This window comes from Aquabacterium sp., assembly GCF_050725395.1.
Taxonomy (GTDB): domain Bacteria; phylum Pseudomonadota; class Gammaproteobacteria; order Burkholderiales; family Burkholderiaceae_C; genus Aquabacterium.
Window position 1 is genome coordinate 22,206 of sequence record NZ_JBOHHL010000006.1, and the last position, 13,287, is coordinate 35,492.

The 13,287-nt window shown below is 67.3% G+C and carries 6 protein-coding genes; all 6 read left to right on the forward strand.

From position 1 onward, the window contains the following. Genes ACREB4_RS05815 through ACREB4_RS05840 form a run of 6 tightly spaced genes read left to right on the forward strand, consistent with a single transcriptional unit; the run spans window position 1 to window position 13,287 of the window. Window positions 1-2,580, forward strand: coding sequence for a putative baseplate assembly protein (locus tag ACREB4_RS05815; protein WP_431587255.1), 2,580 nt, complete (start codon window positions 1-3; stop codon window positions 2,578-2,580). Then, complete coding sequence (locus tag ACREB4_RS05820) at window positions 2,577-5,255, forward strand: hypothetical protein (protein WP_431587256.1); 2,679 nt, start codon at window positions 2,577-2,579, stop codon at window positions 5,253-5,255. The genes ACREB4_RS05815 and ACREB4_RS05820 overlap by 4 nt, the downstream gene beginning before the upstream one ends. After that, the gene (locus ACREB4_RS05825) at window positions 5,252-7,615 is read left to right on the forward strand and encodes a hypothetical protein (protein WP_431587257.1); all 2,364 of its coding nucleotides are present in this window, start codon (window positions 5,252-5,254) and stop codon (window positions 7,613-7,615) included. Before ACREB4_RS05820 ends, ACREB4_RS05825 begins: the two co-directional genes overlap by 4 nt. 11 nt (window positions 7,616-7,626) lie before the next feature. After that, window positions 7,627-11,349 (forward strand): DUF6519 domain-containing protein, encoded by a 3,723-nt coding sequence (locus ACREB4_RS05830; RefSeq protein ID WP_431587258.1) that lies wholly within the window; start codon window positions 7,627-7,629, stop codon window positions 11,347-11,349. 6 nt (window positions 11,350-11,355) lie between these two features. Next, window positions 11,356-12,018 carry a hypothetical protein gene (locus ACREB4_RS05835; protein ID WP_431587259.1) on the forward strand — a complete coding sequence of 221 codons (663 nt, stop codon included), beginning with the start codon at window positions 11,356-11,358 and terminating at the stop codon, window positions 12,016-12,018. Window positions 12,019-12,045: 27 nt separating this feature from the next. Then, entirely contained in the window at window positions 12,046-13,287 is a 1,242-nt protein-coding gene (locus ACREB4_RS05840) for a DUF4157 domain-containing protein (protein WP_431587260.1), read from the forward strand.

Genomic DNA, 13,287 nt, shown 5'->3' on the forward strand with positions numbered 1-13,287 from the left:
ATGGCCCTGCTGCGCAACGAGGAACGCCTGACCGACCGTGCCCGCGACCTGGACGGCAAAGGCCTGAACGCCTTCAAGCTGGCTTACGTCACGCTGGAGGCCGCACCCAAGCCCGGCTTTGCCTGGCTGGAGGTCGAGTTCTGGAACGACAACGCGCTGGCTTCCTTGCCCCCCAAGGAGGCTTTCAAGGTGCAGGGCGCCGAACGCCACCGGGCCGGCAACCCGGCCCGGCCGGTGGCGGTCACGCAGGTGCTGGCCGGCACCACTCCCCACACGATCAGGCTGAAGATCGCGCCCGTGGGCGACTACTCGACCTACTTGCTTTCGACCACGGCGGTGGGCCTGTCGTCGCCCGGCAACGCCTTGCCGCTGGCGATGGACCCGCTGCTCAACGCCCTGCCCTTCAAGTTCCGGCCGGGCTGCTTCAACCTCAACTGCACCCCAGCCGAGCGCCTCAAGCCACCGCCGCTTGAGCCCGAGATCGACTACCTGGCGCGCGACTACGACTCTTTCCGCCACGTGCTGATCGCAGCCATGATGAAGCGCGTGCCCGGCTGGACGCCTTCCAGCGAGGCCGACCTGGACCAGGTGCTGATCGACCTCATCGCCGCCGATGCCGACGAGCAGGCCGACTACCACGACCGCGTGCTGAGCGAGCGCTCGATCGCCACGGCGCGCAAGCGTGTCTCGCTGGCCCGCCATGCGCGCTTGATGGATTACCACATTCACCAGGGCAACCAGTCCAGCACCTGGCTGGCCTTGAACGTGGCCGCCACGGCCGATCTGCCCGCCACCACCAACGACGAGTTCGGCGCCTGGACCAGTCTGCATTGGAAAGACCCCGAGGCCGTGGTCTTCGCCATCCCCCGCGAAGGCGCGGCGTGGCGCCAACGCGTCTACGCGCAGCTGAGCACCTTGCGTCTTTACACTTGGGGTAACACCGTGTCCGCCTTGGCGCAAGGCAGCACCGAGGCCGACCTGACCGGTTTGAGCCCGCTCAACCAGGCGCAGGCCGAAGCCTTGCGCGACTATTTTCTGGGCGCGCACGCCGACCAAGTAATCGGCCCTGGCGAAGACGACGTGGACCCAGCCGTTGACGAACTGCTGGTGCAAGAGGCGCTGAATCCCGACACCGGAACCCCCAACGGCGCGCGCGTTTCGCAACGCCAGGTGCTGCGCCTGGTCCCTGTGGACGGCCCCACGCCCCGCGCCGAAGCCCTGCACGACCCCTTCACCGGCGAATGGCTGGTGCGCGTGCGCTGGCTGCGCGAAGACGCGCTAACGCAGAACTTTTGCTTCACCTGCGAATGCTCGGGCACGCTGGTGGGCGATGTCAGCCTGTTCCACGCCAACCTGGTCCGCGTCACCCAAGGCCGCCCGCGCATCACCACTTTCCGTGCCCCCGGACAGCCATTGGCGGGCTTGGACGAACACAGCCTGGTCGCCACCAGCGAAGCCCGCTACGCGGTCGTCACGCGCCAGCAAGGCAGCCTCTCGCCCTTGCGCGGCGTACTCTGTCCCTTCCCTTCCTCGCCCCTGGCTTACCGCGCCACCACGCCCGGCGGCGATCTGCCCACGCGCACCACCGCCCAGGTCACCGTGCAAGGCTTCGCCCAGCCCTGGCAGGAGCAATCCGACCTGGTCGAAAGCCAAGGCGAGCACAAGCACTTCACGGTCGAGACCGATGAACTCGGCGGCAGTTCGATCCGCTTCGGCGACGGCATCAACGGCGCCGCGCTGCCCTCCGGCGCCTTCGTGCGCTGCCGCTACCGCGTCGGCCAAGGCAGCAGCGGCAACGTCGGCGCCGACAGCATCGTCGGCTTCGATGACACGAGCGGCGCCGTGCTCGAGGTGTGGAACCCTTTCGACGTCACCAACGGTCGCGACCCCGAGCCCGTGGCCGACATCGTGCGCCGCGTGCCCGAGGCCTACCGCCAGCACCAGTTGCGCGCCGTCACTTTGCCCGACTACGCCAAGCGCGCCGAAGAGTTGCCCGGCGTCTCGCACGCCAAGGCCCGTTACGCCTGGACCGGGAGCTGGCGCACTGTGCGCGTGGCCATCGATCCCGTCGGCAGCACCGTGCTGGCCGAACCTTTGCGCCGTGCCATTGCAGACCACCTGGAAGCCGTGCGCCTGATCGGCGAAGACCTGGAAGTGCGCCCCGCCAGCTACGTGCCACTGGACATCAAGATGACCTTGTGCGCGCAAGCCGCCTACTGGCCCGAAGACCTGCGAGCCGTGCTGGAAGAGGAGTTCTCCGACGGCTGGACGCGCGATGGCCGACGCGGCTTCTTCCACCCCGATGTCTGGACCTTCGGCCAGCCGCTGCACGCCAGCCAGGTCATCGGCCGCGCCCTGGGCGTGGCCGGCATTGGCCGCGTCTTGAAACTGAGCATGCGGCGCTGGAACCCCGGCAGCGGCGGCGGCCTCATCGAGGTCGACATCGACCCCTCCGACCTGCCTGAAGCCCGCGTGGAGAAAGTCGAGATCGGCCCCTTCGAAATCCTGGTGGTCGCCAACGATCCGGACCATTTGGAGACCGGCCGCATCACCTTCGAGATCACCGGGGGCCGCCGATGAGCTGCGAAAACGATTGCCGCCAGCCGGCGGCCTTCCCCAAGGCCATCTTCAACCGGCCGGGCCTGTCCACCATCGGCTACCGCATCGGCAGCTACGCCGACCTGCGCGAGCACATGCTGTCCCTGCTGGACGCCAGCCCCGCGCTGGCCGAGTGGACGCACCGCCTGCCCGACGACCCCGGCATCGCCCTGATCGAAGCCGCGGCCGAAGTGGGTGACATCCTCAGCTTCTACCAGGACCTGTACGCCAACGAAGCCTACCTGCGCAGCGCCAAATGGCGCGACAGCGTGGCCGACCTGGTGCGCCTGCTGGGCTACCGCCTGGCCCCCGGCATCGGCGGACGCGCGCGCTTCGCCTTCGCGGTCAAGGGCACCCAGCCGGTGCTGCTGCCGAAGGGCCTGGGTGTGAAGGCGCAACTGGAAGGCGATGACAAGCCCGCCGTGTTCGAAACCAGCGCCGAGCTGCTCGCACAACCCGCGCTGTCGCAGTTCCACCTCTACCGCCCGCGGGTGGTACCGAACATCCACCATGGCACCGACACTTTCACCTTGGTCTTGAGCGCGGGCGCCAGCGTCTCGCTCAAGGCCGGTGACCGCGTGATGGTCGGCGTGCCGCGCGCCAGCGGCAACGCCCACGACCACTTGCAAGTGCTGGTGGTCGACAAGACTTGGGAATCTTTCGGCAGCACGGTGGTGAAGATGAAAGGCGGCGTCACCAGCCTGAAGAAGCTGTCGCAGGTGGTGCAGGTCAACTCGGCCTTCCAACTGTTGTCGTCCATCTCGTCCAACATGTCCATGGTCATCGCCGGGCCACAGATGTCGGTCAACTCACTGCTGGCGGCGGGCGTGGGCCTGGCCTCGCTGACGTCGACACCCCAGTTGCAAGCCTGGAAACTGGGCAAGACCCACCGTCACTTCGGGCACAACGCCCCGGCCACGCAGGTGACAGTCGATGACAAAGGGCGTGCCACCACCGCCGACGTGTCCTTTCTGCGCCGCATCAACGCGACCACGCCCAGTCCGGCCACGCCTTCCCTGAGCGCCACTCAGATGCCGCTGGAGGGCGAGGTCGCCAGCATCGTGGCGGGCACACGCGTTCTGATCGAGGCGAACCTCTACGCCGCCAGCAACGGCAGCCCGCGCAAGCGCCTGCTGGAGCGGCGCATCGCCCAGGTGGACCGCCAGTCATTGACCTGGGGGCCATTGACCGGCGCCAGCACCGTGCTGAGCCTGGACGAATCGCTCGCCATCAAGGAGGGCAGCGTCACCCTGGCCTATGCCGACATCCGTGGCGTCACCTTCCACGAGGTCGTGGGCGAGCCCTTCACCTTGCACGCCGATTTCGCGCCCAGCCTGGCCACCAAAGGGCATGAACTGCACTTCTTCGGTTCGGCCCAAGAAGCGCAGTCACTGGCCAAGCGCAGCCTGCTGCTGTCCGGCCCAGGTGATGCCTTGACCCAGGCCATGGCTTTGTCGGTCGAGACCGCCGGGGTCGATGCCAGGCAGCCCTCGTTCCACCGCGTGCAACTGGACCGTGAGTTCAGCTATGCCCAGTTCGGCCATGCCGCGCCGCAAGTCACCGTCCACGGCAACTTGGTCGAGGCCACGCAAGGCAAGACCGAGCAGCCAGTGGCGCTGGGCGATGGCGATGGCCGCGCTGCCTTCCAAACCTTCGCGCTGCCCAAGACGCCGCTCACCTACCTGCTGGACACCACCCAGGTGCCGCCGCAATTGCCGCAGCTTCAGGTGTGGGTGGATGGCATCGAGTGGACCGAGGTGAACAGCCTGTTCGGGCGCGGCCCCAAGGCGCGCGTCTACATCGTGCGCGAAGACGCCGAAGGCAAGAGCTGGGTGCAGTTCGGCGACGGCAAGACAGGCTCGCGCCTGCGCACGGGCCGGGGCAATGTCGTGGCTGTCTACCGCACCAGCCATGGCGCACATGGGCCTTTGAAGCTGGACGCCAAACCACAGACCGACAAGAAGCCCGCCGCACTGGAGAACGTCTTCATGCTGGAGCCCGTGACCGGCGGCGCCCAGCCCGAAAGCATGGACGGCGCCCGCACCGCTGCGCCGGGCACGATGCAAAGCCTGGGCCGCATCGTCAGCCTGGCCGACTATGAGGCCGAGGCCTTGTCCATCCCGGGTGTGCTCAAGGCCCGCGCCGCCTGGACCAGCGTGGACGGATCACCCCTCGTGCGCGTCACTATCCTGACCGAGAGCGCCCTGGAGGCCGATGCCAACGCCGCCGCCGACGCCCTGCGCGCCGCTGTGCGCACACGCGGCGCCGGGCGCTGCCCACTGCTGGTCGTGCAAGGCGCCCGCACACAGATCGCCCTGAAGCTGGTCGTCGGTTATGCACCCGATCGCCGCATCGACGATGTGCGAGCCGCCATCCTTACGGCACTGGGCGCCTCGGGCGAAGAAGGCAACGGCGTCGACTCGTCCAAGGGCTTGTTCAGCTGGCAACAGCGCCAGTTCGGCGAAAGTGCACACGGCTCGCAAATCGTGGGCGCGGTGCAAAACGTGCCTGGCGTGGCCTGGGTTCGCTTGAGCCTGAGCGGCCTGACCCCGCCCACGCAACGCTCGGTGCCCTGCGCGGGCGACCGTCTTCTGGCGTTGGCATCCACCTCCCTGCAATTGCAGCTCGCGGCCGACAAGGAGGCTTTGCCATCATGACATCGCCACGCCAACCGCTGTTCGAGCGGCTCCCCGAAATCTACCGCATCCGCGACACCGAGCAGACCCCGCCCGGCCAATTGCAGGCCTTCCTCGGCGTCATCGAAGACGCGATGAGCGCGCTGCACGCCCGCACCGATGCGCAGTACCACGACCTCTTCATCGAGCATTGCGACGATTGGGTCGTGGCCTACATCGCGGACCTGTTGGGCACCACCCGCCTGTCCGGCGACCCCTGGACCTTGCGCGCCGACGTGGCCCGCACCGTCTTCCACCGGCGCCGCAAGGGCACGCTGGGCGTGGTCGAGTCGCAGGTGTATGCGCTGTCGGGCTGGGCCGCGCACGCGGTCGAGATGCGCGAGCGCCTGGGTTGGATGCAACACCTCAACCACCAGCGTCCCGACGCGGGCGGCAAGCCGCCGCTCAAGCTGCGCACCGACCTCAGCACGCCAGTGCGTGGCGGCATGGCCAGCCTGCGCGATCCGGCCTTGCTGTCGCTGGTCAATGGCCCCTTCGATCCGTTCGCGCGCGTGGTTGACGTCAAGCCACCCACGCTGGGCATGTCGGGGTGGAACCTGCCCAACCTGGCCGTGCTGCTGTGGCGACTGGAGGCCTTCCAGACGCCATTGTCCCGCCCCGTGTTCCACCTCACCGCGCCGATCCCATCCACACCGGGCGCGGCCTCGCTTGCGGTGCGCTTCGACCTCCATGCCCAGGGTGAACCATGGCCCTTGTTCAACACCCACCGCTTCCACGCCGATGAGGATCCACCCCGCCTGGGCAGCGAGGACGAAGTCCCCGGGCCCATGCCCGAAGCACGCCTGACCGACGGCCGCCCCGCAGGCCGCTCGGACCAGTACGTGTCCGTGCAGACTTACGCCGACCCGCGCAACGCCCATCCCGGTGACGACGCCGTCGGCCTGGTCCTGCACCTGCCCGAAGCGCCCTTCCTGGGCCAAGCCTGGCAAATCCGTGGTGCCAACCTGTGCGCCTGGGAAACCGGCCTGGCACCCGCGCTGCGCGAATGGGAGATCGCCATCGATCCCGAGCGCGGCCGCATCGTCTTCGGCGTGCCCGACAGCAACCCCGCCACACAAGCCGTGCCCTTGGCCAATGGCCTGCTGGTCTCCAGCACATACGCCCTGGCAGGCCCCACCGGCGCGCAACCCATCTCACGCACCGCCTTGCCCGACACCTGGCCCGCCGAGCAACCCTGCGAGCTCAAGCGCATCAACTGGTTCGACGACGAATTCGCGCTGCGCCACGCGCTGGACAACCTGCCGGCTCGAACCCAGCCCCTGGTCATCGAGATCACCGACAGCCAGACCCATGTGCTCGACCTGAACGCCGTGCTGGGCATCGGCAACGATGCGGGCGTGCTGTCCCTGCGCCTGCCGCATTCGCTGTGGATCCGAAGCGCCCCGGGCGAACGGCCCACCATCCGCCTCCGCCAGCCTCTGCGCCTGCGGCCCACGCAGATCACCGGCCCCACCGCCGTCAACACCGAGCAGCTCGAAGTCACGCTTGAAGGCCTGTACATCACCCGTGATGCCGCTTTCCCCGCCAGCGAGGCCATGATCACGCAAGCCGCCATCGGCCAACTGAACATCCTGGGCTGCACGCTCGACCCCGGCGGCGGCAAGGTCCTGGACGGCAGCCCTGCGGGCACCCGGGCGCCGATGCGCCAGTCATTGCACCTGACGAACAGCCATGGCCTGTCTGGTGCCGAACTCACCGCCTTCGACCAAGTGCCCACGCTCACACTCCAGCGCAGCATCACCGGACCGCTGGCCATCGACACCGGCTACCTGCTGAACCTCGCCGACAGCATCGTCGACGCAGGCAGCGGCATCGCGGCATCAACACCTTTCGGGCTGGCCATCGGCGCCGCCACCGGCAACCCTGACATCGAATGGGGCCCTGACCTGGTCATCCAGGGTGTCACGGTCTTCGGCCGCACGCGCGTGCAAACCGCGCGCGGTGAAAGCGGCCTCTTCGTGCACCGCCTGGAAGTGCACGACAACCAGGACAGCCACACCACCGACGTGGGCGTGGGCCTGCGCGGCAGTTGCCTCAAATTCTGCTGGTTCAGCGGCGAACACGACCGCCTGCCCCAGCACTTTGGCTGCGTTTTTGCCCGCGAGGCACGTTTGCGCTTCACGGCCGAATGGTTCGGCCAGCCCGGCTACGCGCAACTGCGCCCCGACTGCGATCAACGCATCCGCGAAGACGGCAGCCACAACGACGAGATGGGCGCTTTCGGCCACCTGCTGAACACCCACAAATGGAAAAACATCGGGATCCGCCTGCGGGAGTTCATGCCGGTTGGCGTGCGCCCGGTGCTGATACCGATCACTTGAAGGACACGATCATGAAGGGCGATTTCTCATTCCTGCCAGCAGGTGCAGCGCCGCATTACAGCGGCGTGCTGCACCAGCAAGGCCGCGTGCTGCTGGACCGTGACTGGAACGAAGCCGCCGTCATCGCCGCTTCCTGGCGCTCGGCCGCCGGACGCGACACCTTTGGCGACGGTGTGCTGGCCGTGCCCATCTCCAACATCCAGGCCTTCAAGGTCCTGAGCGCCACCACCGACGGCACCCAGGTCCAACTCGAGCTGGACGCAGGACGCGCCTGGGCCGATGGCCTGTCACTGACGCTGGACGCCAAATCCACCTTCACCGCGACCTATTTCGCACCGCCTTTCCAATCGCCCCAGGCTCTGCCGTCCACCATTGCCGATGGCGTGCGCGACCTGGTCGTGCTGGATGTCTGGGAAGACACGGTCAGTGGCTTCCAAGACCCGCGCAACCTGATCGAACCCGCCCTGGGCGGGCCCGACACCACGGAACGCACGCAAGCCTTCAGCCACCTCAAGCTGTTGCGCCTGGGGCCCAACGACGATTGCAGCGCCGTCGCCAAGCTGGCCGACGATTTCAGCGCCAAAGGCAAGCTCACCGTCTCGCCCGCCCCCATCCTGAACATCACCGGCGACTGCCCGCTGGAAGCCGGTGGCGGCTACACCGGCCTGGAGCACTACCTTTACCGCATCGAAGTCGCCGACCCCGACGCCACCAACCGCGCGCGCTTCAAGTGGTCGCAGTGGAATGGCGGCCTGGTCGGACGCGGCCTTTACGCGGCGGGCGCGCCAGGCACCGGCACCGTGACCATCACGGCCAACGACCAGATGATCAACCACTGCGGGGTGACCGACTTCTACCTGGAAGCGCTGGCCTTCGACGCAGCCCTTGGCAGCTGGCGCATCACGATGACGGCCGATGCCACCGTCTCGCAAGACGGCATCCTGTCGCTCACCAATGTGCAGGGCCCCTGGCCGGCCTCCACTCCGGCCACGGGCTTCTTCCGTTTGTGGAATGGCATCGAACTGGTCGCCGATTTCCCCGTGGGCGGCCCGAACCCCGTCGAGTTGAAAGACGGCATCCGCCTGGAGTTCGAGCCCGCCACGGCCAGCAACGCCAATTACCAAGCGGGCGATCACTGGACCTTCCCGGTGCGCGCATCCGGCGCCGCCTTCGAGCCTCCGGTGTGGCCTGTCAACGCGCCGCCGCAAGGGGTGCACCACCACCGCGTGGCCTTGGCCATCCTCAACTGGGACGGCGCCCCGCCGGTCACCATCACCCAGGCCGATGGCGAGATCGATGATTGCCGCCGCATCTTCCGACCGCTCACCAACCAGAAGATCTGCTGCACCTACAACGTGGGCGACGGCCGCACCAGCCATGGCGACTTCGACTCCATCGAGGAGGCCCTGCAGCACCTCCCCGCCAGTGGTGGCGAAATCTGCCTGCTGCCCGGCCTGCACCAGACCAACACCGTGATCGACGGCCGCCGCAACGTCCGCATCAAGGGCTGTGACACCAAGACCAAGGTGATCCCCCGCAAGGAAGGCAGCACCCTGCCCATCTTCACCATCCGCGATTCGCTCAACATCACCCTGGAACACATGGACCTGGTGACCCTGGGCGGCACGGCCATCGTCATCGGCGCCAGCAAGCCCGATGGCTCGGTCGACATCGAGGTCGCGCACAACCGCATCCTGGCCTGCACCAACGCCATCCGTGCGCGCAACGTCAAAGGCGCCAATGTTCACCACAACCGGATCCGCATGCTGGACAAGCGCGGCAGCGACGTGGCCATCTACCTGGCGGGACACGATGGCCTGATCGAACGCAACGACATCCGCCTGGTGCCCGCGCTCTACATGCCGCCCATCGATGTGCCCACCGAGCCCGACCCGCTGGACCCCAACGACCCCTGCGCCAAGCTCGACATCGTCTACATCAATCCGCGCCTGTTCATCGGCTACGTCAACAGCGTGTGGGAGATCCTGCTGCCCATCTTCACGCTCCTGGTCCAGCCCTACCGCGCCCTGGGCGGCATCCAGCTGGGTGGTGGCAGCGAACACGTGCGTGTGCTGGAGAACACCGTGATTGGCGGTGCGGGCAATGGCGTCACATTGGGCAGCTCGGCCCTGCCTTCCCAGACCGAGCCCGAGCCGGACCACACCTTCGTGCTGCCCCGCGAATCCGGCGTCAACGGCCTGGTGCTGGGCCCCGATGGCAAGCCCCGGCCCAATGTCCAGGTCACCCTGACCGACACGGCCACGGGCCATGCCCGCGTGCTGGTGAGCGACGCCGATGGCCGCTTCCTGTTCGGCAGCAACCCTGCCACCTTCCGCGTGACCGAGGGCGAGCCCGACCTGTCCATTGGCAAGGTGGACCTGCAACCTTCGACCGGCGACCAACGCTTTTTGCTGACCATCACGCTCAAGGAAGACGAGAAGCCCACGGTGGAAGACGGCGGCTTCCTCTACGACATCACCATCGAGCGCAACACCCTGCAAGCCATGGGCCTGTCCGGCATCGGCGTGACCGCCGCCACCGCTCCGCCCGCCAGCCTCCGCGCCAGCAACGCCCTGGTGTCGGCGCGCAACCAGCTCGGCTCGCCCGTGGTCGGCTTGAACATTTTGGGCAACCGCATCGTCGGCAACCTGCTGAACGTTTTCGACAACGCCCTGCGCGCCACGGTGGCAAGCCAAGGCTTGGGCGGCATCTCGCTGGGCCTGTGCGAGGTCCTGTCCATCACCGACAACCAGATCGAGGACAATGGCGTGACCGGCGCCAACCCCGCTTGCGGCATCTTCGTGGCCTACAGCGAGGACGTGGCCATTCTGCGCAACCGCATCGTCAACAACGGCCCCTTGACGCCCGATGTCAACAGCGACCAGCTCGTGGCGGGCCGCCGTGGCGGCATCGTGCTCAAGCTGGTCAGCAACTTCAACATGCTGGACCGGCAGGCCTTGGCCCAAGGCCAGGCCTTCAACCAGCGGCCCGCCGCGCGCATCCACGAGAACCTGGTCGACCAGCCCGTGGGCCTGGCCCTGTTCGCCGTGGCCTTCGGGCCGGTGCAATGCAACGACAACGCCTTGTCCAGCGAACTGTCGGGCCCCAGCGCGCAGGAAAAGATGGCGGGCACGGTCTTCTTGTTCGACCTGGGCGGCGTCACCACGGCGGGTGCCGGCGTGCAGTTGCAGCGCGAGGGCAGCCTGAACCACAGCACCACGGCGCCCAACGCGGCAGGCGCCGAGGTCGAGACCCCCGCCACCGGCCTGCACGCCGCCCCCGCCGCGCTGACGCCCGCGCGTGACGCGGCCGTGGCCCGGCTGCTCCCTGGGGGCAACGTCATGTTCAACGACAACCAGTCGCGCACCGGGCCATCCAACACCAGCACCACCTGCCACCTCATCGCCACGCTGGACGACCTGGCCTACCAAAGCAACCAGTCCAGCAGCCTGCGCGATGGCAACCTCTTCGCCAATGCCCTGCTGATGGGCAACACCCTGCGCGCCACCAACAACCGCTTCAGCGAACGCGGGCCCGAAACCCTGCTCTCGCTGTTCGCGCTCGGGGTGAGGCTGGTCAACGCCAGCTTCAACCAGGGCGACCACTGCATCGTGGCCAACGACATGAACCCGGCCATGGCCGAGGTGAAAGTCGGCAACCAGGTGCTCAACCCCAACGCGCTCTGCGCCAGCCGCAGCGCCGTCTCGGGCATCCTTTTCAAACCCCACGGGTGATTTGCCATGGCCATCATTTCCAACACCGGACAGAAAACCTACAAGAGCGACTTGGCGGGCGCCTTCGAGACATTGCAGGAACAGCGCGGCGACTTGCTGAGCATGGTGCGAGACGTGCAACTCGCGTCGCGCCTGCTCGCTCTGGAAGAAGCCCGCCGCCTCAAAACCGACGTCTCGGCGGACGACCCGCGGGTGGCACGCTACACGCGCGGCGCGGACACCATCCTGCAACGCGCCGCCGCGCTGGACGTGGAAGTGCAGATCGCCCACATCCGCGTGCCCACCGTCACCAAGACCGAAACCTTGCTGCAAGGCCGCATCACCGATGAAGCCGCCAAGGCCGCCGCTCACCTGACCGTCACACTGGTCGACGAGAAGGGCAACCCCGTGCCCAATGTCGCCCCGGTCGAGACCGACGATTCCGGCTACTACGCCTTCCTCTTGCAACCCACGCAGGTCGATGCCCTCGCCAACCACCGCGCCCTGACCTTGCAGGTGGGCAGCGACAACGGTAAATTGGTGCCATCGGGCATCAAGCCCTTCACCTTGACCAAAGGCCAGATGACCGTCAGTGAAGCGCGCCTGCAGGCCAGCGAACTGGACCAGCTCACGGCCAGGGTCGCGACCAAAAGCAAGGCCAAAGCGCCGGCCGCCAAGAAAAAGACCTGAAGTCCCGTCCATCCCAGGAGGTGCACCATGTCAGCGCTCATGCTCAAGAAGCCGCTCAGACAGAACAGCCAGGATCAGCGATGGAGCCCCTCACCCAAGCCCAGCCAAGGCTTGCCGCCCGGGTGGCTTCAACGGTCCACCTCGTCGAGCTGCGCCTGCGGTGGATCGTGCCCGCGCTGCCAGGCCAAATCCACGCTCCAGGTCGGCGCGGCCAATGACCACCACGAGCAGGAAGCCGACCGCATGGCCGATGCCGTGATGGGTGGCGGCCCTGCCCAGGCCCTCCAGCCTGGTGCCACGGGGGCGGCCACCAAGCTTGCCCGGAAAGTGCTGGAACCCTTCGAGGTGCCCGACAGCGCGACCTCGTTCGACACGGAGCAGGCAACGCCATCGCCCGAAGAAGCGCCCGAGACCCTGCAACGCAGCGCCTTGGGCGAAGGCGGCGCCGTCACCTCCGGGTATGAACAATCTCTTCAGCGGGCCGTCCAGGGCGGTGGGGACCGTTTGCCCGCCGACACCCGCGCCTTCATGGAAAGCCGGTTCGGCCAGGACTTCTCTGGCGTGAAGGTGCACAGCGATGGCGAGGCCGGCAGCCTGGCCAGTCAGGTCAATGCAAGGGCCTTCACCGTGGGCAACGACATCTTCTTCGGGCAGTCCCAATATGCACCCGGCTCCCAGTCGGGGCAACACCTGCTGGCCCACGAACTCACCCACGTGGTCCAACAATCCAGTGGGCGCCTGTCTCGGCAGATCATGCGCGCCCCCTTGTTTGCTGGCGTCACGCCGTGCAGCAGCTACCCGGGCTACAACACCTCGGTCGACCGGAAAACCTACAACTGCGCGGGCCTCGCCTTGCGGACCTACCTCTACACCTCGCCGGCATCGGCGGTCTATGCCGACATCCGCAAGAACTTCTACAACCCGGTCTGCCCCGTCGGCAACTGCAAAGGCGGTCAGGTCAAGTTCTGGCTGTGGGAATACGACATCCAGATCGAAGACAGCAAGGGCACCGTCGTCAAGCCCAAATGGCGAGACTTCCACATCGTGGCCGGGCGCATGGACGCCGGCGGCGTCGACCCGACCGACGTCTACAGCAAGAACGGCCCCCGCCCCATCCATGGGCCGGGACCGGGCCCCAGCTTCAAGCCCGCCGCCAAGGACCAGGCCCTGGACGCCGACGACAAGCCCGGGACCATGCCCGACGGCAGCCCCGTCTACAAGGTCCGCAGCAACATGAGCGAAGTGGTCACGTGCGCAGATTGTTTCTGA

Excerpts from the sequence above, each read along its gene's own strand:
- ACREB4_RS05840 (WP_431587260.1), top strand. The coding sequence starts at position 12,046 with ATGTCAGCGCTCATGCTCAAGAAGCCGCTCAGACAGAACAGCCAGGAT.
- ACREB4_RS05825 (WP_431587257.1), top strand. The coding sequence starts at position 5,252 with ATGACATCGCCACGCCAACCGCTGTTCGAGCGGCTCCCCGAAATCTAC.
- ACREB4_RS05835 (WP_431587259.1), top strand. The coding sequence starts at position 11,356 with ATGGCCATCATTTCCAACACCGGACAGAAAACCTACAAGAGCGACTTG.
- ACREB4_RS05815 (WP_431587255.1), top strand. The coding sequence starts at position 1 with ATGGCCCTGCTGCGCAACGAGGAACGCCTGACCGACCGTGCCCGCGAC.
- ACREB4_RS05830 (WP_431587258.1), top strand. The coding sequence starts at position 7,627 with ATGAAGGGCGATTTCTCATTCCTGCCAGCAGGTGCAGCGCCGCATTAC.
- ACREB4_RS05820 (WP_431587256.1), top strand. The coding sequence starts at position 2,577 with ATGAGCTGCGAAAACGATTGCCGCCAGCCGGCGGCCTTCCCCAAGGCC.